Raw genomic sequence first — 24,850 nt, 5'->3', positions numbered from 1 at the left:
TCCCTCACTTCCTTGGTGCATAGAACATAACTCCGCGCGCATTCGTTTATTGCTATAATCAGCCACCCTCATGCAGCGCCGACTTGGTACAATCGACGGACTTCGCGGGGTCGCCGCGTTTTCCGTCGCGTGGTTCCATTTCACCAGTGGCACAGCGCTTCTTCCCAATGGATGGCTGAAGTTAAGCGGACACTACGGCTGGGTTGGAGTGGAGATGTTTTTTGTCATCTCAGGCTTCATCATCCCGTACTCTCTTTACCGCGCCGGTTATCGCAGCAGTGATTTCGGCCTGTTCCTCGTCAAGCGCATCGCGCGCTTGGACCCGCCCTACTTCGCCGACATTCTCTTTGTCATCGCATTAGGATACCTGGTGCCACTTGCGCCCGGATTTCGCGGCGCATCTCCGCACTACACCTGGACGCAACTGCTTTGTCACATCGGCTACATCAACGCGGTTGTCGGCAAGCCATGGGTAAACCCGGTGTTCTGGAGTCTCGGCATCGAATTTCAGTACTACCTGACGATTGGCGCCTTGTTCCCGCTCTTGGTGGATCGGCGAAAGACGGTGCGTTTCGGGTTTCTAACAGTACTCCTCCTCGGCGCCATTTTGATCCGTCGTGGCTCGCTCGTTTTTGGTTGGTTCCCGCTTTTCGTGGCGGGGATCCTGACGTTTCAGCGCAAAGTGGACCTGATATCCACGCGGACGCTGCTGGCCGGGCTGGCCGTGATCGGCATCGTCTGCTGGTTTGTCGACGGTCACCTGGTCTCAATCGTGGTAGTCGCTACCGCGCTGATTATTCAATTCGTGCAGGTTCCCACTTCGCGCCTGACCAACCTGGGCCTGATCAGCTACTCGTTGTATCTGCTGCATGTCCCGGTAGGTGGGAAGATCGTGAATATCGGCACGCGTTTCGCGCACACTTTGCCGACACAGATCCTGGTGCTCGCCGCTGCCGTTGTGGGTTCAATCTCCAGCGCGGTCTTGTTGTACCGGTTCGTGGAACTGCCATCGCAGCGGCTGTCTTCGTCGATTCGCTACCGCAGCCGCCGCGTCGAGCCTCAAGCAGAGCCTGCGGGCAGGCTGGCAAGCGCCGTCGGTCAGGCCGACTGAGTGGCAGGCCGGGCGTTATGGCATGGTCGTGCCGCCACGGCGGGTGGCGACGGAGAAACCCGGCTTTGTTAGCGAGAGTATTAAGCAATTTCGCCGCGTTGCTTCCGTCGGAGTTAAAGTACAAACTGGTGCGCCTGCGGCCCGTTTACCTTGGCCTTCTCAGCCGTTTTCAGCCCATCAGTACGGTCAAGACTTCAGCGGGCGCGTTTTCTTGGAAGATTGACGCCCTGACCTCGCAGCAGATTCTGCGCGGCTGTTACGAGCCTTACATGCAGGCGGCGTTTACGCGGTACGTGCGCCCCGGAGGTGCGGTGTACGACGTTGGGGCACACGCCGGCTTTCATTCCCTCTTCTGCGCGCTGCTGGCGGGACCGGCGGGGCGCGTAATCGCCTTCGAGCCCAATCCGGGCAACTTCCGTTCGCTCACCGCACAGCTCGAACTGAACCCGTCGTTGCAGGTGACCTTGTTGCCCTACGCGATTCTTGACCGCAATGGCGACGTCCGCTTCGAGGCGGGAGGCGACTCCAGCCAGGGGCACATATCCGAAGCCGGCAGCTTTACTGTCGCAGGTCGCTGCCTGGACTCTCTGGTCGAACAGGGATCCGTTCCGCCGCCGTCGGTCATCAAGATTGACGTCGAAGGTGCGGAAGAACAGGTCATCGCCGGAGCGCTCCAAGTCCTGAAGATGCACCGGCCCGTGGTCCTGTGCGACCGCAACGACGATACTACCGAGACTAAGGTGCGTCGCCTGCTTGCTCCTCTCGATTACAACGTCGTGGGCGACTGGCCCATTGTTGCCGTCGCGCCCGCCACGCGCAAATAAATGGACCCGCGGAATCCGCGCCTTTGCGCCCTTTCCACTGGCTGTGATACATACAGCAGGAGCCACTCGCACACTTTGCCGTATCGTATCGCCATCGTCACGACGCACCCCATCCAGTACCAGGCGCCCTGGTTTCGCGCGATGGCAGCGCATCCCGAATTGGACATCCAGGTCTTCTTCTGCCACCACGCCACCCCGCAGCAGCAGGCCGAGGCCGGATTCGGCGTGGAGTTCGACTGGGACGTACCGCTGCTGGAAGGCTACCGCTACCGTTTCCTCAAGAACGTCGCCAGGAATCCGTCCGCCAACTACTTCCGCGGTCTCGACACGCCCGAGATCGGCGACATCATCCGCGAGCAGCGCTTCGATGCCGTCATCAACTGCGGATGGCACCGCAAGAGCTACTGGCAATCCATTCGCGCCTGCTGGAAAACCAAGACGCCGGTGATGGTGCGCAGCGATTCCACTCTGCATACCGAGCGCTCCGCGCTGAAAGCGGCCGTGAAGCTGCCGGCCTATCGCCTGTTCATCCCGCGCATGGACGCCTGTCTTGCGGTCGGCCGCTGGGCACGCCAGTACTACCTGCATTATGGCGCGCGGCACGATCGCATTTTCTTGGTGCCGCACACCATCGACGAACCTTGGTTCCGCGACCGCGCCGAGCGCCTGGCGACATGCCGGCCGCAGTTGCGCGAACGCTGGAAAATTCCGCACGACAAGGTCGTTTTTCTCTGGGCGGCCAAGTTTATCCCTCTGAAGCGTTCGCTGGACTTCCTGCGCGCCCTTGAGATAGCCGCCCGCTGCGGAGCAATGGTGCATGGCCTCATGGCCGGAGACGGCCCACTCCGCACGGAGTCAGAGGCGTTCGCGCGTGAGCGAGGGCTGCCTGTCACCTTTGCCGGATTTCTCAACCAGAGCGAGATGGTCAAAACGTACGTCGCAGCCGACGCATTGATACTCTCGTCCGCCACGGAAACCTGGGGCTTGGTGGTAAACGAAGCCATGGTGTGTGGGCGCGCCTGCATCGTTTCCGACAAGGTCGGCTGCGGCCCCGACCTCATTACCCCGGAGACGGGGGCCGTTTATCCGCTCGCCGACGTGGAACGACTGGCGGCACTGATGTCTGAGTTTGCCGCCGATCCCGCGCGCGTGCGTTCCATGGGTGCGGCCGCCGCGCAAAAAATCACGGAATACTCCACCGATGTCGCGGTCCGGGGAGTGCTCGAGGCGGTGCATGCCGTCGTCCGCTAGTTCGCTCAGGATCGCGCACCTAGTGCCCTCATTTTATCCAGCGCACTTCTATGGCGGCCCCATCCAGTCGGTGTACGCGCTCTGTAACGGGCTGGCGCGTCGGGGGTGCGAGGTGCGCGTGCTCACCACCAACGCCAACGGCCTCAACGCGGTTCTCGACGTGGACACGGCTCGCGAGCACCTGATGGGCGACGGCATCTCCGTCCGCTACTGTGCGCGCCGCCTGCGCCACTCGGTGTCGCCGGAACTGTTGCGGCTGCTTCCCGACTACGTGCGCTGGGCGGACGTCGTGCACCTCACGGCAGTGTACAACTTCACGACCTTCCCGACCATGGCCACCGCCCGCCGTCAGCGCAAGCCGTTGGTGTGGTCGCCCCGGGGTGCGCTGCAGCGCTGGAGCGGCTCTCGCCGCACGGTGCTGAAATCGATGTGGGAGATGATTAGCCGCGGGCTCGCGCCCCAGCCGCTCGTCCTGCACGTCACCAGCGAAGAGGAGCGGCACGAAAGTCTGCAGAAGATTCCCCTTGTGCGCGCCGAGGTCATACCCAACGGCATTGACATTCCCTCGACGGTATCTCACCTCCAAGGCACGGGCGCATTACGCCTCCTGTATATCGGCCGCCTCGACCCGAAAAAGGGACTCGAGAACCTGCTCGATGCCTGTGCGCGTCTTGATTTCCCCTGGACCCTGACCATTGCCGGCGCCGGTGATGATGCCTACCTGCGCTCGCTTGCCGATCGCATTCGCACGCTCGGCGTGGAAAGGAATGCCGTGCTGGCGGGTGAGGTGCTCGACGAGGCCAAGGAGCGTGTTTTCCAAAACGCCGATCTCTGCGTCGTGCCCTCGTTCACCGAAAACTTCGCCATCGTTGTTGCGGAAGCCCTGGCGCGCGCCGTGCCGGTGATAACCAGCCATGGCACGCCGTGGCAGGCGGTCGAGCATCACGGCTGCGGCCTGTGGATTGACAACAGTCCGGAAGCCCTCGCCGCCGCCATCGCGCGCTTGCGCTCCGCCCCGTTGCGCGAAATGGGTGCCCGCGGACGCGAGTGGATGCAGAGCGATTTTTCCTGGAACACGATCGCCGCCCGCATGATCGCCGTGTACACCGATCTGCGGGATTACAACGCCGGCGAACGCCGCTAGATAACCGGCTGCGCCGTGCGCGCGCGTGGTGGGCACGCGGTAGCGCGCAGCCGTCGTAGCTGGAAGAGATAATCCAGGGCCACCGCGGCCGTCAGCTTGGAAGTGCCCGCGAGGCGCGGTCCGAAGACGAACGGCACCTCGGCGATGCGCTGCGGCTGCAGCCGGGCGGCGATCTCGATCAGGATCTTGAACCCCTGGGGACTGAGTTGGTCGCGTACCGCAAGAAAGTCCCGCCGCCACATGACGAAATACCCCGACATCGGATCGCGCAATGTCAGCCCGAGATACGCCTGCGCCATTTGCGTTGCCAGCCACGATTGCGCCCGCCGCAGCCAATGCCAATCTGTGGTGCCACCCCCCGGCATGTAGCGGCAGCCGACCGCCAGCTCCGCCCCGGCGCGCAGGTCCGCCAGCATCTTCGGCAGAATCGCCGGGTCGTGCTGTAGGTCGGCATCCATGCAGGCGATGGCGTCACCCGAGGCCAACCCGAATCCCTCGATCACCGACGCCGCCAGGCTCCGCCGCCCCTGCCGCCGCAACACCCGCACACAAGGATGGATCTTGCTCAGCGCCTGGGCCACGTGCCAGGTCTGGTCGGGGGAGTCGTCGTCGGCGATGATGATCTCGTGCTCTATCCCGCGCAGAGCTGCGGAGACGCTGCCGACGAAGCGCTCGATGTTGGAGGCCTCGTTAAAGGTCGGTGTTACAACCGTGAGTTCCATGCAGGGTTCCGCGGATTATATGTGGGTTACGAGGGGGAGTTCCATGGAATTGCGGGGCCATGACCGCCTATGGTACTAAGTCTGAAGTCACTGTTCCGAGGTTCAGAGGCTTTTTGCTCGGCGACAAGCAAACAGCGCCCACATCCTTCGCGCTAGCCGATGGCACAGGCGCGCCCGCGCGCGTTTCCGTCGTGGTCCTTGCCTTCAACGAGCAAGTGAACCTGCCGGATTGCCTGGCCGGCCTGCAGGATCTGGCCTGCGAACTGTTCGTGGTGGATTCCGGCAGCACCGACCGCACCCGCGAGATTGCGGCCGCCGCCGGCGCCATCGTCGTCGAACATCCCTTCGAAAATTATTCCGCACAGCGCAACTGGGCGCAGCAGAACCTGCCGCTGCACACTCCGTGGGTATTGCACCTGGATTCCGACGAACGCCTTACGCCCGAACTGGTCGCCGAGATCAATGCTGTCCTTCAAGAACCACCTGCCGGCGTAGACGGATTTCTATTTCGCAAGCGCACCGTTTTCATGGGACGCTGGATCCGTCACGGCGGCCATTATCCCGCGTATCACCTGCGTCTCTTCCGCAAGGAGCGTGGTCGTTGCGAATCCCGCCTCTACGACCAGCACTTCATCGTGCCGGGCAGGACCGTCCCGCTCCAGCACGACTACATTGACGTGCTCACCTCCGACCTGAATCAATGGACCATCCGCCATCTACGCTGGGCGGAACTGGAAGCGCGCGAGGCCCAGGAGAGTGAAGTCGGGGCCAACCGCGTGCGTGCCGATGCCTTCGGCGATCCCATTCAGCGCCGCCGCTGGCTGCGCGAAGGCTTCTACGCGCGCTGGCCGCTGTTCGCGCGCGCCTTCTTGTATTGGATCTACCGCTATTTTTTCCGCCTGGGATTTCTCGATGGCCGCGAAGGCTTGATCTTCCATTTTCTCCAGGGCTGCTGGTTCCGCTTCATGATTGATGCCAAGATCCACGAGCTCCGAAGCCGCCGCTAATACAGGTTTTTGTCACTTCCGCCAGATCGCCCCGGACGCGGTTTTTCCGCCGTCGGCCCGCCGCCCGGTCCCGGCTTCGTGTTATTCTGCGGCTCACGTTATCGTTCCGTGTATGGGTTTCAGCGACAACTTTGAATGAGTGCCGAGCCTAGCGACGACCGGCCAAAGGCCAGGGAATCCCATTCCCGCCACCACAGCTCGCGACGCTGGCGGGTACGCAAGCATCCGTTGTACGTTTTTCTCATGCCTTACAAACGCCAGTTGAAGAACGTGCTGTTGCTCTGCGGCATGGTGGTCTTGAGCTACGTCGTTTGGACCCTGCTGGCGAAATGAATCCGCTGTCCTGATCTCCTCTTCAGCTTCAGCTATTTACGCAGCCCTGCACCTTTCACTACAATAGCTGTGCGATCACGCCGACAGTGAGTTCCCAACCACAATCTTCAGATAAGGAGAATGCTTGTACATTCTGGGGATAAACGCGTACCACGGTGACGCCGCCGCCGCCCTTATCGAGGACGGCCGTCTGGTCGCTGCGGTCGAGGAAGAACGCTTCAATCGCAAGAAACATTGCGCCGGTTTTCCCGCCATGGCGGTGCGCTATTGCCTGCAAGCTGCCGGGATTACCTCCGCCGATCTCGATCACGTTGGCATCTCGCGCGATCCCTCGGCCAACCTGCACAAGAAGATTCTGTTTTCCATGTCGCGCCTGACCAAGGTGGGGAACCTGATCGGTAGCCGCCTGGCCAACGCCGCCAAGGTGCGCAACCTGGGGGACGAGCTTGCCCGCGCTCTTGCCATTTCCACCGACACTTTCCGCGCCCAGTTCCACAACGTCGAGCACCACAAGGCGCACATGGCTAGCTGCTTTTTAGTATCGGAATTCGACCGCGCTGCCATCCTCTCCATTGACGGCTTCGGCGACTTCATCAGCACCATGTGGGGCCTCGGCGAAGGCGTGAAGATGCAGGTGCTCGGCGAGATCGAGTTCCCGCACTCCATGGGTTGCCTTTACACCGCGACCACGCAGTTCCTCGGCTTTCCGCATTACGGCGACGAAGGTAAGGTCATGGGCCTAGCCCCCTATGGCAAGCCGCGCTTCCTCGACCAGTTCCGCGAGATCGTCACCACCGAAGGCAGCGGCCGCTTCAAGCTCAATCTCGACTATTTTCTGCATCACTCCGAGGGCGTCGAGATGACCTGGGACGAGGGCTCTCCGACGATCGGCCGCATCTTTTCCGACAAGTTCATCGAGCGCTTCGGTCCGGCGCGTGAAAAGGGCGGGCCGCTGAACTCTCATTACGAAGACATCGCCGCCTCCTTGCAGGCGCGGCTGGAAGAAGTCGCGTTTCACATCCTCCAGCACCTGCATGAGCAGACCGGCAGCGACCGCCTCTGCCTTTCCGGCGGCGTGGCCTTCAATTCCGTGATGAATGGCAAGATCCTGCTGCACACCCCGTTCAAACAAATCTTCGCCCAACCCGCGGCGGGCGATGCCGGCACCGCTGTCGGCGTCTGTTACTACTTGTATAACCTGGTTCTGGGGCAGCCGCGCTTCTTCGTCATGGACCACGCATATACCGGTCCCGCTTACGAGAACGGTGAGATGGAATCCGCGGTGCGCGCCTCCGGCCTGCGCTACACCCTCCTGCAACCGGAGCTTTTGACCCAGACGGCGGCGCGCGCCATCGCCGACGGCCAGATCGTCGGCTGGTTCCAGGGGCGCATGGAATTCGGCCCGCGGGCGCTGGGCAACCGCAGCATCGTGGTCGACCCGCGCCGCGCCGAGATGAAGGACATCCTCAACGCGCGCATCAAGAAGCGCGAGCCCTTCCGCCCCTTTGCGCCTTCCATCCTCGAGGACCGCGTCGAGGAATATTTTGAGCAGACTCACCCTGCGCCCAGCATGTTGATGGTCTACCAGGTGAAGCCCGGCAAGCGCGCGCAGATTCCCGCCGTTACTCACGTGGACGGCTCCGGGCGGCTGCAGACCGTCTCGCGCAGCACCAACGAGCGCTACTACGACCTCATCCGCGATTTCGATCAACTTACCGGTGTGCCGGTGGTGCTCAATACATCGTTCAACGAAGACGAGCCTATCGTCTGCACGCCGCAGGACGCGCTTAACTGCTTCCAGCGCACCCGCATGGATAAACTTTTCCTCGGCGATTACCTGGTCGAACACTAGGTTTCGGTTTTAGTTTGACCGGAGCAGCGTCAAACTCAACTGAAACTGAAACTGAAACTGGAGAGTTCGTTGTCAGAGGATCATCAGGAAGCAACACTCCAGCCCGCCGCAGCGCCTTTCGCGGTGTTGTTCCTTCCGGAATTGCTCGCTGGCGCGGTCGAGCCCCACGACCTGTTCCTCTCTTTCACCTTCGTTTATTTGCTGTCGATGCACGTTCGCTTCTCTCTGCCGGTCAGCGAGACGGCGCTGCCGGTGGTGGAGAAAATCTTCGACCAGGTGCTCGACGGGCACACTCTCCACAGCAAGGGAGTGGCGTATGTAATCGCCGGCGCCGAGCACCTTGCGCAGATGCTCAAGTCTTCGCTGCTGGTCGTAACCACCGAACCCGCTGCCGCGCAGCATCCCGAACTCGAATCGGTGCCTCAAGCCGTGATGTGCCGCTCCGGCAACGCGCAAATGGTGCGCCTGCGTAACGTGGAAAAGCTTGCCGACGAGCAGCTCAAGGGCAAGCTCGTCGGCTGCGCTCAGCTCATCAACATCCAGTCCGGCGGTTTCATCACCGAGGGACATTTTTCTCTTTCCTGGTGACATGCCGGCGACTGCGCAACCATCGGATCGGCAGGCGGAAGTCAGACCCGGGCCCGACCTGCGCCGCCGCATCGTGATCCTGAACCAGGCGTTCTATCCCGACGTCGTCTCCACCGCACAGCACGCCACCGACATCGCCCTGGCGCTCGTCGAAGCCGCTTACCACGTCATCGTCGTCACCGGCGCGCGCGCCTACGATGATCCCTCGCAGGTCTTTCCCGCGCGCGAGACCTGGCGCGGCATCGAGATCATTCGCGTGGGCTCCACGTCCTTCGGCAAAACCGCGCGCTGGCGCCGCGCCGCCGACTTCGCCTCTTACATGGCCGCGTGCGCCGTGCGCTTATTCCTTTTGCGCCGCTGCGACCTGGCCATCGCCCTGACCTCCCCGCCGCTGATTTCCTGGCTGGGCTCGCTGCTGGTGCCGCTGAAGGCCCACGCCCTGCTGTTCTGGGCCATGGACCTCAATCCCGACGAGGCCATCGCCGCCGGCTGGCTGCGCGCGGACTCTTTCACTGGCCGCACCCTCGCCGCTGTGCAACTGCAAAGCATGCGCCGCGCCACCGCCATCATCGCTCTTGACCGCTTCATGCGCGACCGCATGATCTCCAAGGGCCTGCCGCCGGATAAAATCGCGGTCGTTCCTCCCTGGACGCATGATCTCGTGCGTTTCGACGCCACCCGCCGCCAACAGTTCCGCGCGGCTCATGGGCTCAGCGGCAAGTTTGTGGTCATGTATTCCGGTAACCACAGCCCGTGTCATCCGCTCGACACCGTGGTCCAAGCCGCGCAACGCCTTGCCGGGGAAGCACGCATCGTCTTCTGCTTCGCCGGCGGCGGCAGCGAGTACCGCAAGCTGCAGGCGCTCGCCCGCGAGCGCAGCATGTCAAACATCGTGTTTCTGCCTTATCAGCCGCTGCCAGAACTGGGCTCGTCGTTGTCGGCGGCGGACCTGCACCTGGTGGTCATGGGCGATCCGTTCGTCGGCATTATTCATCCCTGCAAGATTTACAACGTTCTGCGCGTGGGCGCTCCAGTGCTTTACATCGGGCCTGCGGAAAGCCACATCGCCGACCTGTTCGCCGGTCTGGGCTCGGACCTGGTCCGGTCCGCGCGTCATGGAGACGTGGACGCCGTCGTCGCCCACATTCTCGCCGCCGTCGAACAGGGTCGAATGCCCGTCCAGCGCCACATCGATTTTGCCGCCCGCTACTCGCAGGAACTCCTGGCCCGGCAGATGGTTGCTCTGGTGGATGCTGCCTGCGCTCAGAATACGAGCCACACGGATCACTTTTCTGGGGTGGATCGGTAGGTCACTGAGCAACTTGGTTCGCCTGTGGAAATCTTTTTCCTGGGACCTGGGGTCGCTTCCTGTACCATTCCAAGCATCATAATTCATGCATTTGCGCCACGACGTTGAGGAGCGCATCAGTGTTCCTAATGAGTCTGAGCAGTTTTGCTCTTTCCCTCCTGCTCTCATTGTTGCTTACGTGGGTGGTCAGGAACCGGGCGCTGAAGAACGGCTGGGTCTCGCTCCCGCAATCCGAACGCCACGTCCACACGGTTCCGCTGCCGCGCATCGGCGGAGTCGCCATTTTCGGCGCCCTGGTGATTTCGCTCACCGCGGTTCTCTACTACATGGGCCGCCACCCGGTGCGTCAGGCATTTCACATGCGCACCATGGCATTTCTGCTCGTGCCCGGGACGATCGTTTTCCTGCTCGGCCTCTACGACGACATCCGCGGTATCGGCCCTTACTGGAAGTTCGCCATTCAGGGGGTCGCCGCCGCCATCGTGTTTGCCGGCGGACTACGCATCATGAGCCTGCCCCTCCTGTTCGGCTCCTCGCAGTTCGGGTGGCTGGCTTCGCTGGCGATCACCATTGTTTGGATTCTCTGGATCACCAATGCCTTCAATCTGATTGACGGCGTTGACGGCCTGGCAACCGGCTCCGCGCTCTTCTCTACCTTCGTCGTTCTCATCGTTTCGGCGCTCAACGGCAACCAATTCGGATTGCTCCTGACTGCTACCCTCTCGGGCGCTCTGATCGGATTTCTCCGCTTCAATTTCAATCCCGCGACTATCTTCCTCGGCGACTGCGGCAGCCTGTTCGTCGGCTTCATGCTCGGCTCGCTGGCCCTGTATGGTCAGAAATCGCCGACCATGGTCGCCGTCGCCATCCCCGTGGTTTCCTTCGGCCTGCCCATCCTGGAAACGATGGTTTCCGTGGTGCGCCGCTTCATGAACGGCAAGCCGCTCTTCGCTGCCGACCGCGAACATATCCACCACAAGCTGCTCAAACGCTTTACGCCGCGCCAGACCACGCTCATCCTCTACGCCGTTTCCGCAATGTTCGGACTGCTCAGCTTGTTTCTGCTGCTGCCCGGCGGCGGGCCGGTCGCCCTGGTGCTGGTCGTGCTCGGCGGAATCGTCTGGGTGGGGGCCCAACATCTCGGCTATCAAGAAGTTTTCGAGCTTCGCCGCGTCGCCCAGCGTACCTTCGATCAGAAGCAGGTCATCGTCAACAACCTCGCGGTGCGTCGCGCCGTCGCCAGCTTCGCCGAATCCAGAAGTGTCGAAGCCGTGCGGCTCGAATTGGAAAGCGCCTTCGCGGAAAACGAATTCGACGGCTACGAACTGGAGTACGTACCGGCGTCCGCCACGGGCCATGCGCCGGAAATCCGCATGGCGTGGTGCAAGCCCCATGCGATCGAGATCCTCGGCAAGTCCGCCGTGTGGCGGATGGACCTCGCGCTGGCCAGCGATGACAGGGGGCACGGCCATTTCCGCGTTTATCGTGAGTACTCCGAAAGGCCGCTGATGCTCGACATTAACCTGCTGACGCACTACTTCCCAGGCGAACTGGCCCAAGCGCTGGATCGTGCCCACGCGGCCGAGATCACCGCCGAGGAAGCCCTGGACGCTGCCGCTGGCCAGCAGCCGCTGCGGCCGTACCAATCGCAGGCGTGATGCGCCGCGGCGGGGCATGTGGCGGTACTAAGCCCCTATTGACCTGGCGCCCGCGGGCTTGATCTGCTGTTCTGAACGGAGGGGAGCTTGGAAAGTATCAATCGACGCGTACTGGTGACCGGTGCCGGCGGGTTTATCGGCCATCACCTGGTGAAGCGACTCAAGACCGAAGGCTGCTGGGTCCGCGGTGTGGACATCAAGCAACCCGAGTACGAGCCCTCGGCGGCCGATCAGTTCGAACTGCTCGACCTGCGCGCTTGGGGCAATTGCCTGCTCGCCACCCGCGGCAACATTGACCAGATCTATAACCTGGCGGCCGACATGGGCGGCATTGGCTACATCACCGCCTCGCTGGCCGACATCGCGCGCAACAACACGCTCATCAACACTCACATGCTGGAAGCGGCGCGCAGCAATGGCGTTCGCCGGTTTCTCTACTCCTCCTCCGCCTGCGTCTATGCCGGATACAAGCAGAAGGACGCGGAGATCGCGCCGCTGAAGGAAGAGGACGCCTACCCCGCCGATCCCGAACCCGGCTACGGTTGGGAGAAGCTTTACGCCGAGCAGCTCTGCCAGTACTACTGGCATGACTTCAAGTTCGAGACCCGCATCGTGCGCTTCCACAACGTGTACGGGCCGCTCGGCACCTACGACGGCGGCAAGGAGAAGGCGCCGGCGGCCATTTCGCGCAAGGTGGCGCTGGCCCGTGACGGCAGCGAGATCGAGATCTGGGGCGACGGCCAGCAGACACGTTCCTTCATGTACATCGACGATTGCGTGGAAGGGCTGCTGCGCCTGATGGCCTCCGATTTCCGCGATCCGCTCAACCTCGGGCGCGACGACTTGATCTCGGTGGACGACCTGGTCAACCTGGTGGCGCGCATCGCCGGCAAAAAGCTTCACATCCGCCATGACCTCAGCAAGCCCCAGGGCGTGCGCGGCCGCAACAGCGACAACACGCGGCTCCGCAAGGTGCTGGGCTGGGAGCCCAAGATTACGCTGGAGCAGGGCCTGGCGGTCACCTACCGCTGGATCGAAGGCGAGCTTGCCAAAGCTGGGCGCTTATCGGCAAAGGCTGCGGCGACGGCGCATTAGAGCCGTTTCTCTGTGGCCGATGCCGAGCGAGGGAGTGCTCCCGCGCGTTTTTTCCGGCGCGGGAAGCCCGAGTCGAGGGGTCTCGGTGTTTGCTCTCGCGGCTACACCAATTCTGAAACTGCCCTACTGACGCGTTCGCTCATCATGAGTTGCTGGAGCGCGTTCGCCCTTGAGCGTGTGTCTCGGCGTCGCAGTAACTCTTGAGGTATTAACCCTCTCGAATGGGTATTGCAGACCCCCTCCCCCCTATCCAGGAGCAAGGTTCACGGCGCAAGGCTCACGGCAAGAAGCAGTTGCGGCGGCGCGGTAGCCTCGATACCTGACAAATCTCCACGGTATGCCGACGGTAACCGTAGGTTACCGGAGGCGGCTTCGTTAACCGAAAGGGTAACTTCTGCGGCCCGAAATTTCATCTGCAATGATAACCAAGTGGGTAACAAGAGTTCCTTGGGCCTACGGCCTGAGGATTTCGGCAACAGGCTCTCGGCACTTCGTGCCTCACGCCTGCTAAGCGCCTCAAGTTGTCAAAGAACTAAACAGCGGCTGTGATCAACACAACCACCTCGGCGCATTGTGCGCAAGATCAGGATAGCGGGTTGGGGAGGAGATGTCTGTGACAAGCAACCGGAAAAACAGAAATTGTGAGTGAGTGATTCCCGTTTTGGGAAGAGTTGGCGGTAGTCCGCAGTTCGTAGTCGGTTGTTCGGAAATACGAACGCCCCCGCAGGGGCGTTCAGAGGTCGCTTAAAAGCGTCGCCTCACGACGAAAGCTTACTAAGATTAGTCGAGCAATCGCCGCTCAAGTACACTGCGGAGAAGGATACTGCTCGACCTCATTCCCGTCAATGGAGTTATTCATGGCTAACGAAGACTACATCTTGGGCCTTGACCTTGGAACGCGCTCATTGGGGTGGGCAGCTGTCGGTGCGGACAGGAAAAGAGTGTGTGGCATCGGCGTTCGCGTGTTTGAGGCGGGAGCAGATCCCGTCAAGTTTGCTGTCGGGAGAACCGATTCGTCGAACGCCGCAGAGCGGCGCCGCGCACGTTTGCAGCGGCGGCAAACGCGGCGCCGCGCAGCAAGGCAGTCAGAATTGTTCGCCCTGCTGCAATTCAAAGGGTTACTCCCGGGTGCGAGCACTGGCCGGCGCACTTCGCCAGAAGTCCGTCAAGAAATACTGCATGGACCCGCCCGCAGCAAGGAAAAGAAGGGTCTGGATCACGAACTGCTGAGGCGCGTTCGTGCCTGGTATCCGGAGGTGCAGCAAGTCGAACATGTGATGCCTTATCTCCTTCGGGCTCGTGCGCTGGATCATCGCCTTGAACCCGAGGAACTTGGCAGGGCACTTTACAGTCTTGGGCAGCGACGCGGTTACGAGAGCAATCGGAAGGCAGGACGTGGGCGGACTGAGGGAGCTGTTGAAGGGGCAGCGTCGCCACGCAAACGCTCAAAACGCACTCTCCAGGAACCGGCTAATGCTGAAGAGGAAACCGGCAGGGTGCTGGCTGGGATCGCGGACCTGGATCGGCGAATGAAGGACAAAAACGCCCGGACCCTCGGCGAGTATTTCGCTAACTGCAACCCGCTGGAACGGCGCGTTCGGGGCGAGTACACGGCACGCCAGATGTTCAAACATGAATTCGAGGCAATTTGGGACAATCAGGCCGAGTACGCAGACTGGCAAGAACTTCTGGGTGACGCGAGATTCAAGGGCCGCGTTTACCGTCTCCTTTTTTACCAGCGGCCCGTGGCAACAAACAAACACCTGATCGGCCGATGCCGGTTGGAGCGAACCAAGAGGCGTGCGCCGACGAGCTGCCTCGAAGCGCAGCAATTTCGGGTGCTCCAGAAGGTGAATGACATCACGGTCATCGACGGTTTGGATGAGTGGGAACTTTCGTCTGAAGATCGGTCGAAACTGGCGGATGAGTTGGGACGAAGAGCCGAGATGTCATGCCGCCAAATTCGTGATTTTCTCGGCATCTCCGGAGGAGCCCACCTGAATTTGGAGCGCGCTGCCGGAAAGTTGAACCCAGAGCGAAAGGTCAAGGGAAACCGCACAGCCTCGCACATGCGCCAAGTGTTTGGCAGTGGGTGGAAGGAATTCACGGATAATCAAAAAAACGAAATCGTACAACGGTGGATGGACGAGCAGGATGGGCCCAAGCTGGTCGAGTGGGCCCAACAGCGACTAGGGCTATCAGCGGACCAGGCGCGGATGCTTGCCAGCAAAGAAGCAGAGGATGGATATTCCAAACTATCGTTGGAGGCGCTGAGGAAGCTTCTGCCGCTGATGGAGAGAGGGGTGCCGTTCAAGACGGCGGAAGAGGATCGCTACGGAAATAGTTTTTCTGGTAATGAGAAACACGACTTTCTTCCACCGCTATGTGATGTTTTGCCGCATGTTCCCAACCCTGCCGTGAGGCGCGCGCTGACCGAGTTGCGCAAGACGGTAAACGCAATCATCCGCAAATTCGGGAAGAAACCACGTGAGATTCGAATCGAGTTGGCGCGCGATTTGAAACGGAACATGGAGCAACGCCGGCTGGAAAATGAGCGCATGGAGCGAGATGCAACAGAGCGCAAGAGGCTACGGAAGCTAATTTCTATCAAGCTCGGCATCGACGAGGAGCAGGTTAAGCCCGCAGACATTGAGAAAGTGCGGCTCTGGAGAGAATGCGGCGCTGAAATAGAGAAACTTAAACTATGGGAGGAGTGCAAGGGAATATGCCCCTACACGGGTAAAAGCATCGCGTTCTCCGACTTGTTTGGATCGCCGCCACGCTTCGATGTGGAGCACATACTGCCGAAGCGGCGCTTTGCCGACGATTCATTCCAGAACAAGACGTTGTGCGATGCGGAGTTCAACCGAAAGTACAAAGCTGGATGGACGCCTTTCGAAGCCTGTGGTCCCTCCAATGAGTGGGACGGAATTCTGGAACGGGTGCGCAAAATGGGAAACCGCGAAAAGCTACGCCGGTTCCAGATCACGACGGAGGAAGAACTGGAAAAGTTCTCCGCACGAGCGTTGAACGATACACGTTACGCTAGCACGTTGGCGGCGGATTACGTAGGTGCTCTTTATGGCGGTCGTGACGAAGAGATGTTGGATTCGTTGGCGGGAACAAAGAGGCGAGTACGACGGGTGTATGTGTCGACCGGCATCAGTACCGCTGCCTTGCGGCGGGCTTGGCAATTGGAGGCTGTCGTTCGGCACTTGTTTCCGAAACCGAGGCCAAATCAGCCGGCAAAACGAAGCGACCATCGCCATCATGCGATCGACGCTGTAGTAATTGCGCTGACGAGCCAAGGGGTGGTGCAGCGTATGAGTGGTGCGGCAGCCGCTTTCCATGGGGCGCGGGGCGCGGAGAGAGTCACGTCACGATACGTAGAGGCACCCTGGCAGGATTTCGTGTCGAGCATCGAGGCCGAGGTGTCGGCTCTTAAGGTGTCTCACAGGCCCAAACGGAAACTGAACGGCAAGATTGACGACGCTAATACATATGCTGTGGCAAGAGGATTGAAACGGCAAGAGGTCCATAAGCGCAAATTCGTTTGGGAGTTGACCGCAGCTCAGATCAATGCAGAGAAGTTGATCGTAGACGGCGCTATAGCGGCTGCTGTAAAGGCAAAGTTATCCGAGATCGGCGACCCGAAGAAATTCAAGGATTCTCCACCCGCACTTCGAACGAAGAAAGGTGAGGAAATCCCGATTCGCAAGGTGCGAATTCACGTGCCAGTCAGAGTTGTAACGGTGGCAAACGGAGTTCGGGAACGAAATGTGTCCCTGGCCGAAAACCACCACATTCCGATCTTTATCGTGCGAGACGAGAATCGGCGCGAGAAGTGGGACAGTCCGGGCGTGGTCAGCCGCAAAGACGCACTAGATAGGTGGCAGGACCTGAAAGAAACGAAGAGCAAAGACAACTTAGTGCGACATTCGTGGCCGCATGATGATGCACCGAGACGGCTTGAATCCGAGTTTCTGTTTTCACTTATGCCAGGAGACACGGTGGAAATGGACGATTCGGGTGGAAGACGAAAAGATCTGTTCATTGTGAGGACCATTAGTGAAGAAGCCAGTGGGGATGTCGAGATCGACCTCGTACGGCATTCGGAGGCAAGGAGACTAGAAGATCTGAAAAGGGTTTCTTTCAAGGATTTTCGAAAGGGACAGGGTAGCGAATTGATTCGCATTCGTTCTGTGGACCAGCTACGGGTTGCGAACTGCCGAAAAATCGCGGTCGATCCCCTCATGTTGGGACAGCCGCACTACGCTTATGACTGACCGCATCATTGACATCTCGGAAACGGCGGCGACGCTGCACGTGCGCAATGCGCAGCTTGTGATCGAGCCGGAAGGCGGGGCGGCGGCGATTACGACACCGCTCTCGGAGATCGCCGTGCTGGTCATCTCGCATCCGCGGGTGCTGATGACGCAGGCGGTGATTGCCGGGGTGGCGGAATTGGGTGGATCGGTGGTGATCTGCGATCAGAAATATCTGCCGGTCGCCATGATGCTCCCGGTGCAGGCGCACGGCACGCAGGCGGAGCGGTTCGCCAAACAGGCACTGGCGTCGCTGCCGTTGCGCAAGCGGCTGTGGCAGCAGATTGTGCGCGCCAAGATTCGCAACCAGGGCCGCTTGTTGGAGGAGCTGCACGGCCACGATGGCGGGCTGTTGGCGATGGCGGAACGGGTCCGCTCCGGCGATGCCGGCCAACTGGAGTCGCAGGCGTCGCGGCGTTATTGGCCGCTTCTGTTCGCCGATGCGAAATTCCGGCGCGGCAGCGAGGGGCCGGACCAGAATAGCCATCTGAATTACGGCTACGCGGTGCTGCGTGCCATGGTGGCGAGGGCGGTGTGCGCCGCAGGGCTGCACCCGTCGTTCGGACTCAAGCATCACAACCGTTACGACGCATTTTGCCTGGCCGACGACCTGATGGAGCCCTTTCGCCCGCTGGTGGACCGCGCCGTGTATTTTTGGATCCAGGACCACGATCCGATTCAACTGCTGGACAAGCATGCCAAAGCGCGCCTGATCGGCGAAATCCAGCGACGGTATGAATCCGGGGGAGAAGAAAGAAGCTTGTTCGACCTCGCAGGCAAGGCGGCGACCAGTTTGGCGCGCGCCCTGCTGGGCGAAAGCAACGCAATGGAAATTCCGGATGTGAGCTATGCTGCCGCAACCGCTGTCCGCGTTTCGTCCCATGTGGCTGATGGCAATGTTTGACCTGCCGGTGGAAGACAAGGAAGACCGGCGCAATTACACGCGTTTCCGCAAGGCGCTGCTCAAGGATGGCTTCATGATGCTGCAGCTCTCGGTGTATGCGCGTTATTTGCCGAGCGAAGAAGCCGCCGAGGCTCACCGTAAGACCGTGCGGAGCGCAGTCCCGCCGCTGGGCCAGGTGCGGCTGATCGCGGTTACCGATCATCAGTTCGGGAAAATGGAAGTTTTTTATGGAAGAAAGCCGCGCAAACCGGAGGAACCGCAGAGCCAGATGCTGCTTTTCTGAGCCAGGAACGAAGCGAATCCCGCGTAAGCTCAGGAGCTTACGCGGGACGAAGTGTACTTGAGCGGTGAATCTCGGCCAACCCTAGCTCAGCGTCGGCTGGGGGTGGTTGGCTGCGGAGTGTACTTGAGCGGTGAATCTCGGCCAACCCTAGCCGGAACGGAGGAATACGTTTTTACGGTCACAGTGTACTTGAGCGGTGAATCTCGGCCAACCCTAGCAGCGATCGACAGGGTAGCCGCTCCCGTGCCAGTGTACTTGAGCGGTGAATCTCGGCCAACCCTAGCTCAAACCTTTGCCGACGCGCTGGAGGTGATAGTGTACTTGAGCGGTGAATCTCGGCCAACCCTAGCTGTTCTCCGCAAGCATCGCGGCTTTCACCTAGTGTACTTGAGCGGTGAATCTCGGCCAACCCTAGCAAGAAGTTCGAGTTTGCCATCCTGGACCTGGAGTGTACTTGAGCGGTGAATCTCGGCCAACCCTAGCCACGGACGATATCGAGACCTTGTTCCGCGCAGTGTACTTGAGCGGTGAATCTCGGCCAACCCTAGCCTTCACTCCGCACCGCCTTCCTCGAGGCCGAGTGTACTTGAGCGGTGAATCTCGGCCAACCCTAGCGGATTCCAACGCCGGGAACGAGATTCGCGAAGTGTACTTGAGCGGTGAATCTCGGCCAACCCTAGCGCCCAACGGCGCGAGTACTCCGCCCATGCCAGTGTACTTGAGCGGTGAATCTCGGCCAACCCTAGCCAAAACTCTCAAGGACTCGCTGCGCGATTTAGTGTACTTGAGCGGTGAATCTCGGCCAACCCTAGCCGCAAACCATCACCGACAAATTGCTGCTGGAGTGTACTTGAGCGGTGAATCTCGGCCAACCCTAGCATGATCTGCAGGCGGTGCTTGGCCGCGACGAGTGTACTTGAGCGGTGAATCTCGGCCAACCCTAGCGAAACTCAGCGCGGTGCGCGCTGCCGCGGAAGTGTACTTGAGCGGTGAATCTCGGCCAACCCTAGCCGGCTGCGGCCCACATTGCGGCCGTGAAAGAGTGTACTTGAGCGGTGAATCTCGGCCAACCCTAGCGATGTCCTTGTCCTTGCCGACGTGGATGGCAGTGTACTTGAGCGGTGAATCTCGGCCAACCCTAGCATGGCCTGCAGGCGGTGCTTGGCCGCGACGAGTGTACTTGAGCGGTGAATCTCGGCCAACCCTAGCGGTGATGTTTGCCGGCGGCTGCCGACAAACATCACGGCCAAGGTTGCTCAACTAAGAGGAGGATTCCCCAGCTCACCGTGCGATGAGTCACGCCGCCGTGCTGCCCCTGATGGAAGTGACGTTGGGCTCAAACAGTTCGTCGCTGCCCACATCGAAGACGCGGTTCAGGCGCGCCCGGAAGTTTTCAAACGCGATCTGCGCTCCCAACTCGAGCAACTGCTCCACCGAGAACTGGCTGCGCAAGCGCTCGTACAGTTCGTCAGACACATTCGACGGAGCGGTTGCCATCGCGTCCGCCAGTTCAATGACCAGGCGCTCGACATCACTGAGTCCGGACAGATCGTCACCGCGAAGGGCGAGCAACTTGTCGTCGGACAAGCCGGCTTTTCTGCCCACGGCAGAATTGATGTCCACTCAAAACGGACAGCCGACGCGCGCCGCGGTGCGCACCTTGGCCAACTGCGTAAGGCGCAACGACACGCGCCGCTTTCGTCCCAGGGCGGTTTCCATGGCGATCCCGCCCCAGACAATGCCGGGTACCCGCATCTGGATTTTTGCCGGCGTAAGGTCCTTGCCGAACATCTTGCGCATGGTGCCGTAAAACCAGCGCAAATGCCAGGGCGCCTGATTTTTCTCCAAGCCCGGAACGCGCGCCATACACACCTCCGCTTAGTATTGATGCGCGGTGCGGGATTTTGTTTTCCGGCGTGCCGGCGATTTTTCGATCCGCGTTTGCCGTTTGACCAGCCCGCTGACTAGCTCGTAAACTTAGAACTTAGACCCCGCCCTTGGCCGCCCCGGACGTTTCGTCTGCGTCCTGGGTCTCCGGAGTGCTTCAGGAGCTTTGTGTTAACGCGATTCTCCCGTCAAATGGTGCGGTTGGCGCTGTGCCTGCTGGCGCTGCCGGCAGCGGCACAAACGACCTCGAAAATCACGCTGGAAACCAGTGAGACCATCTTCAGCGTGCTGGCCGCCATCAACAACTGCGGTTACGATGCCGGGGCAAGCAACGAGGGCATCCGCGCGCAAGTGAACGCCGAAGTGGCGAAGGCGGTGAGCGGGTCGAAGGAAGCGCAGGCAGCGAGCGCGAAGATGTGCGCGTTCTACCGCGATCATCAGAAGGCGGAATCGGCCCGCGAGCTGGCGCAGTACGTCTCGCTGGCATTGAACTTGGGCGAGGCGCCGAAGTTCAACCTCAAGGTCAAAGAGGCCGATATGCCGCCGGACGCGTATTACGTGCTGGGTTTCGTGCCGTTGCTGGCGCGATTCGCGGAGACGGCGAAGCTGCATCACATCTGGGAGGAGCACCGTTACCAGTACGAGGAGCTGGCGGCGCGCTTCCACGATCCGGTGTCGAAGATGATGCTGACCACCGACCTGTACCTGCGGCTGCCGCTGAGCGGGTACCTGGGCCGGACCTTCACCGTGTACATGGAACCGATGGCGGCGCCCGGGCTGGTGAACGCACGCAATTACGGCGTGGATTACTTCATGGTGGTTGCGCCCGCCGGCAAGGCGTTGGGCATCGACCAGATCCGCCACACGTATCTGCACTTCATCCTCGACCCGATGCTGCTCAAACGCGCTGGGGCGATGGAGCGAATGTTGCCCTTGCTGAAGACGGTGCAGAGAGCGCCGCTGGAGGAGAGCTACAAGCGCGACATTTCGCTGCTGGTGATCGAATCGATGATTCGGGCCATCGAAGCGCGGTTGTCGGCCAGCGGCAAGAATGCCGAGCCGATGCGGCAGCGCGAGGCGGAGGAGGCGGTCGAGGAAGGCTTCATTCTGACGCGCTATTTCTACGAGCAACTAGTGAAATTCGAGAACGAGCCGGTGGGCCTGCGCGACGCTTTGCCCGACTGGCTGTACTACCTGGATGTGGGCCGCGAGAGCAAGCGAGCGGAAGGGGTCCGGTTCGCGGCCAGCGGCGCGGCACCGGAGGTGCTGTCGACGGTCGCGCCGCAAGCCGGATTGCTGGACCTGGCGGAACAGCGGCTGGATGCGGGCGACTACGACAGTGCGCATCACCTGGCGGAGCAGGCGCTGGATCAGAACAAAGAAGACGCCGGGCGGGCGCTGTTTATCCTGGCCAGGGCGGCCACCCTGAACCGGGACATCAACGGGGCGCGGGATTACTTCGAGCGCACGGTGCAAGTCGCGCGCGATCCGAAGCTGCGCGCCTGGGCACACATTTACCTGGGCAGGATTTCCGACATCCAGGCAAACCGCGCCGCTGCCGTGGAGCACTACAAGGCGGCGCTGTCAGCGGGAGACATAACCCCGGAGACGCGCGCGGCGGCTGAGCGCGGCCTCCAGCAGCCGTATGAGCCGCGACGTCAATAAAGTTCTCCGGCGGCGGAGCCGTGCAAGGCGACGGTCCGCGCCGGCTGAGGAGAAAAGGATAATGAAGCGCTTGTTCATGCTGACGGTCTTTATCGGCGCGGCGATCACGACCGCGCTCGCGCAGGGGAAGGTAGAGCCGGCCAACCCTAAGTCGCCGACGGTCAACCCGGGGCAATCCGGGCAAATGGGAAACCCGCCCCAGAGCCAGCCAGCCGCCCCGACGCCGCCCCCGCAAATGAGCCAGGGCGGCAAAGCCATGCCGCAGGCGAAGTCGCAGGAGGAATACAAGGCCTACCAGGACGCCATCGCCGCAACGGGGCCGGCCGCCGGGGAGGCTGCCGCCGAGGCCTTCGCCGCCAAGTATCCGGACAGCGAGCTGCGGGCGCTGATCTACCGCAAGGCAATGTACGACTACCAGAACGCCAACAACGGCGACAAGACGGTGGAAATGGCGAAGAAGTTGCTGGCCATCGATCCCAAAAATCCCGAGGGGCTGGTGACCTTCGCCACGGTTACCGCGCAGAGCACGCGGGAGACTGATCTTGATCGCGAGGAGCGCTTGAACGAGGCAGTCAAGGACGCCAACAAGGCGCTGGAGACCATCGATACCGACCTGCTGATCCCGGCCAATGCGCCGCCGGAGCGAGTGCAGGCTTTCAAGAGTTCGATGCGAGCGATGGCGTATGACGCGCTCGGCACCGTGGCCATGGTCAAGAAGGACTATCCCGCGGCGGAAACCAACCTGCGCAAGTCGGCGGAACTGAATGCGCAGCCGGACCCGGTAACGTATCTCCGGCTGTCGGTAGCGTTGGACCAGCAGAAGAAATACCAGCAGGCGCTGGACGCTGCGAACAAGGCGGTGCAGTACTCGGCGGATGCGCCGCAGGCCAACAACCTGGCGAAGATGGAGCGCGATCGGCTGCAAAAACTGCTGAGCGCGCCACCGCCGGCCGCGACACCGGCACCAACGTCGCCAACGCCCAGCCTACCGCCGGCTGCGAAGCCGCCGCAGCAGTAAAGGCGAAGACCAGAGGAGTTTCAGAATTGGTGTAGCCGAGAGAGGAAACACAGAGAACCCGCGACTCGGGTTGTCCGCGCTGGAAAAAACGCGCGGGAGCCGTCCCTGGCTCGGGATGACATCGGCTACGCAGCGGTGTGGTGGGATGAGGGGCCAGTTTATCTGATGCTTGGGACGCAACGGTCGATATGAAAGCGCGAGACATCGGTGCATTGGAAGAAGCACTGGACCATCATTTCTCTCGTCCTGAACTTCTCCAGCAAGCGCTGACCCACAGTTCGCATGCCCGCGAGGCGGAGTCCCGGAACGGCGGCGAGCCGAATTTCGTACCTGATAACGAACAGCTCGAGTTCCTGGGCGACGCCGTGCTCGGGTTCGTCACCAGCCAGGAGCTTTTCCAGCGTTTTCCGCAGTTCAGCGAGGGCGAGCTGTCGAAGTTGAGGGCATACCTGGTTAGCGAGAAGCACTTGATCCGCGCCGCCAAGCAGTTGCAGATCGGACGCTATCTGCGGCTGGGGCGGGGGGAAGATAAAAGCGGCGGACGCAGCAAGACAGCGCTGCTGGTGGACGCGCTGGAGGCGGTGGTCGCGGCCATGTACCTGGACGCGGGACTGGAGAAGGCCCGGGCCTTGATTCTGGACGAGATTCTGGAGCCGGAACTGGAGCAGATGGCCAAGGGCAGCGGCGACCTGCTGCCGGTAAACGACTTCAAGTCGGCATTACAGGAGACGGCGCACTCGATGGGCTGGTCGCAACCGTCTTACGTGCTGGTCAAGGAGCGCGGGCCGGAGCATCAGAAGACGTTCACCGTGGAAGCTCGTGTGCGCACCCATGGCGAACACCAGCAACCGGAAATTGCCGCCCGCGGCGAGGGTCTTACCAAGAAACAGGCCGAGCAGGGCGCGGCCAGCAAAGCACTGGAGTACTTACGCAGTCTGGACAATCCCAGTCCGAAGTCGGCGCGCCGGAGCCAGCCAGCGGAGCCGTAGTGCCGCCGGGGACCCTCGATCACGCAGCGGAGCCGGCGGCGTCGATGGCGCCCGGTCCCGAGCAAGCCAACAGCTCGGTCCCACAGCAACGCCTTCCTCAAGCAGGCACGGGATGGTTGGGGTCGGTGCAGTCGCTGGCCGGCACGGTGGTGATCGCCGTGTTCGTCATTACCTTTATTGTGCAGGCGTTCCAGATTCCATCCGAGTCCATGGAGAACACCTTGCTCATCGGCGATTACCTGCTGGTGGACAAGGTGCATTACGCCAGCGGAGGGCACTGGGGGAGCTTGCTTCCCTATTCGCCAATCCAGCGCGGCGATATCATCGTGTTCCGCTATCCGGTGCACCCAGCGCAGCATTTCGTGAAGCGGGTGATCGCGACCCCGGGCGATCGCGTGCGGCTGATCAACAAGCAGGTCTGGGTGAACGGCAAGCCAGTGAAGGAGAAGTACGTTTTGTACCGCTCACCGGTGCGCGACTATTATCGCGATGACTTCCCCGATCTGAACTATCTGTCGGCCAACGTGGAAGCGCGATGGTGGCTGCGGTTGCGCACGCTGGTGCGCGGAGGCGAACTGGTGGTCCCGCCCGACCAGTATTTCGTGCTGGGCGACAACCGCGACGAGAGTCTGGACAGCCGCTACTGGGGATTCGTGCCGCGCGGTAACATCATCGGGCGGCCGCTGCTGATCTACTGGTCGTTCCGGAACCCGGAGCCGTACTCCGGGCCGCACGACGAGGATGGTAAACTCACTCGCTTGGCTTACATGATTACGCATTTCGTGCAGGAGACGCGCTGGGACCGCGCCTTCCGCGTGGTGCGCTGAGCCGACCGGAGGCACGTGGCGAAGCACGCAAGAGCAGCCGTCGAAATCGAAAAGCCGC

General features: G+C 61.2%; 20 protein-coding genes and 1 CRISPR repeat array. Of the genes, 17 read left to right on the top strand and 3 right to left on the bottom strand.

What is annotated here, in order from left to right; genetic code table 11:
• Positions 1-70 precede the first annotated feature (70 nt).
• The 4 genes from LAN64_01410 (at position 71) to LAN64_01395 (ending at position 4,330) form a co-directional block, all read left to right on the top strand.
• The gene (locus LAN64_01410; GenBank protein MBZ5566486.1) at positions 71-1,111 is read left to right on the top strand and encodes an acyltransferase; all 1,041 of its coding nucleotides are present in this window, start codon (positions 71-73) and stop codon (positions 1,109-1,111) included.
• A gap of 65 nt (positions 1,112-1,176) precedes the next feature.
• Positions 1,177-1,935: an FkbM family methyltransferase gene (locus tag LAN64_01405; GenBank protein MBZ5566485.1), complete on the top strand. Its 759-nt coding sequence runs from the start codon at positions 1,177-1,179 to the stop codon at positions 1,933-1,935.
• 75 nt (positions 1,936-2,010) lie between these two features.
• Positions 2,011-3,186, top strand: a complete 1,176-nt coding sequence (locus LAN64_01400; protein ID MBZ5566484.1) for a glycosyltransferase family 4 protein — start codon at positions 2,011-2,013, stop codon at positions 3,184-3,186.
• On the top strand, positions 3,170-4,330 hold the full coding sequence (locus LAN64_01395; protein MBZ5566483.1) for a glycosyltransferase: 1,161 nt from the start codon (positions 3,170-3,172) through the stop codon (positions 4,328-4,330). Before LAN64_01400 ends, LAN64_01395 begins: the two co-directional genes overlap by 17 nt.
• On the opposite strand, the gene LAN64_01390 is transcribed toward LAN64_01395, so the two are convergent.
• On the bottom strand, positions 4,327-5,052 hold the full coding sequence (locus LAN64_01390) for a polyprenol monophosphomannose synthase (protein MBZ5566482.1): 726 nt from the start codon (positions 5,050-5,052) through the stop codon (positions 4,327-4,329). The two genes, LAN64_01395 and LAN64_01390, sit on opposite strands and share 4 nt — an antisense overlap.
• Before the next feature lie 59 nt (positions 5,053-5,111).
• Here LAN64_01390 and LAN64_01385 point away from each other — a divergent pair, with 59 nt between their 5' ends.
• The 9 genes from LAN64_01385 (at position 5,112) to cas2 (ending at position 18,406) form a co-directional block, all read left to right on the top strand.
• Entirely contained in the window at positions 5,112-6,059 is a 948-nt protein-coding gene (locus tag LAN64_01385) for a glycosyltransferase family 2 protein (protein ID MBZ5566481.1), read from the top strand.
• A 457-nt stretch (positions 6,060-6,516) separates the two neighbouring features.
• Positions 6,517-8,244: a carbamoyltransferase gene (locus LAN64_01380; protein ID MBZ5566480.1), complete on the top strand. Its 1,728-nt coding sequence runs from the start codon at positions 6,517-6,519 to the stop codon at positions 8,242-8,244.
• Between the two features lie 69 nt (positions 8,245-8,313).
• On the top strand, positions 8,314-8,832 hold the full coding sequence (locus LAN64_01375; GenBank protein ID MBZ5566479.1) for a hypothetical protein: 519 nt from the start codon (positions 8,314-8,316) through the stop codon (positions 8,830-8,832).
• Position 8,833: 1 nt separating this feature from the next.
• Entirely contained in the window at positions 8,834-10,141 is a 1,308-nt protein-coding gene (locus LAN64_01370; GenBank protein ID MBZ5566478.1) for a glycosyltransferase family 4 protein, read from the top strand.
• A 128-nt stretch (positions 10,142-10,269) separates the two neighbouring features.
• Positions 10,270-11,799 carry an undecaprenyl/decaprenyl-phosphate alpha-N-acetylglucosaminyl 1-phosphate transferase gene (locus LAN64_01365; protein MBZ5566477.1) on the top strand — a complete coding sequence of 510 codons (1,530 nt, stop codon included), beginning with the start codon at positions 10,270-10,272 and terminating at the stop codon, positions 11,797-11,799.
• 96 nt (positions 11,800-11,895) lie between these two features.
• Positions 11,896-12,894: an NAD-dependent epimerase/dehydratase family protein gene (locus LAN64_01360; GenBank protein MBZ5566476.1), complete on the top strand. Its 999-nt coding sequence runs from the start codon at positions 11,896-11,898 to the stop codon at positions 12,892-12,894.
• 857 nt (positions 12,895-13,751) lie between these two features.
• Positions 13,752-17,180: a type II CRISPR RNA-guided endonuclease Cas9 gene (cas9, locus tag LAN64_01355; protein ID MBZ5566475.1), complete on the top strand. Its 3,429-nt coding sequence runs from the start codon at positions 13,752-13,754 to the stop codon at positions 17,178-17,180.
• Positions 17,173-18,123: a type II CRISPR-associated endonuclease Cas1 gene (gene cas1 / locus LAN64_01350; protein ID MBZ5566474.1), complete on the top strand. Its 951-nt coding sequence runs from the start codon at positions 17,173-17,175 to the stop codon at positions 18,121-18,123. The genes cas9 and cas1 overlap by 8 nt, the downstream gene beginning before the upstream one ends.
• Positions 18,101-18,406, top strand: coding sequence for a CRISPR-associated endonuclease Cas2 (gene cas2, locus LAN64_01345; protein ID MBZ5566473.1), 306 nt, complete (start codon positions 18,101-18,103; stop codon positions 18,404-18,406). The genes cas1 and cas2 overlap by 23 nt, the downstream gene beginning before the upstream one ends.
• Before the next feature lie 50 nt (positions 18,407-18,456).
• Positions 18,457-19,615: direct repeats of the CRISPR family, unit length 36 nt; unit sequence AGTGTACTTGAGCGGTGAATCTCGGCCAACCCTAGC.
• An 87-nt stretch (positions 19,616-19,702) separates the two neighbouring features.
• On the opposite strand, the gene LAN64_01340 is transcribed toward cas2, so the two are convergent.
• A complete protein-coding gene (locus LAN64_01340; protein MBZ5566472.1) occupies positions 19,703-19,993 on the bottom strand; it encodes a hypothetical protein in 291 nt (96 codons plus the stop codon).
• Between the two features lie 36 nt (positions 19,994-20,029).
• Positions 20,030-20,272, bottom strand: a complete 243-nt coding sequence (locus LAN64_01335) for a hypothetical protein (protein MBZ5566471.1) — start codon at positions 20,270-20,272, stop codon at positions 20,030-20,032.
• Between the two features lie 213 nt (positions 20,273-20,485).
• On the opposite strand from LAN64_01335, the gene LAN64_01330 reads away from it, so the two are divergent.
• From LAN64_01330 to lepB, 4 genes are all read left to right on the top strand, one after another.
• The gene (locus tag LAN64_01330; protein MBZ5566470.1) at positions 20,486-21,958 is read left to right on the top strand and encodes a hypothetical protein; all 1,473 of its coding nucleotides are present in this window, start codon (positions 20,486-20,488) and stop codon (positions 21,956-21,958) included.
• A gap of 61 nt (positions 21,959-22,019) precedes the next feature.
• Entirely contained in the window at positions 22,020-22,976 is a 957-nt protein-coding gene (locus LAN64_01325) for a hypothetical protein (GenBank protein ID MBZ5566469.1), read from the top strand.
• 188 nt (positions 22,977-23,164) lie between these two features.
• Entirely contained in the window at positions 23,165-23,965 is an 801-nt protein-coding gene (gene rnc / locus LAN64_01320; protein MBZ5566468.1) for a ribonuclease III, read from the top strand.
• Positions 23,965-24,792, top strand: coding sequence for a signal peptidase I (gene lepB / locus LAN64_01315; protein ID MBZ5566467.1), 828 nt, complete (start codon positions 23,965-23,967; stop codon positions 24,790-24,792). Before rnc ends, lepB begins: the two co-directional genes overlap by 1 nt.
• Positions 24,793-24,850 lie beyond the last annotated feature (58 nt).

It is taken from the genome of Terriglobia bacterium (genome assembly GCA_020073185.1).
Classification (GTDB): domain Bacteria; phylum Acidobacteriota; class Terriglobia; order Terriglobales; family Acidobacteriaceae; genus JAIQGF01.
Note: the sequence above shows the minus strand (reverse complement) of the source record. Positions and strands in the feature narration are given on the sequence as shown.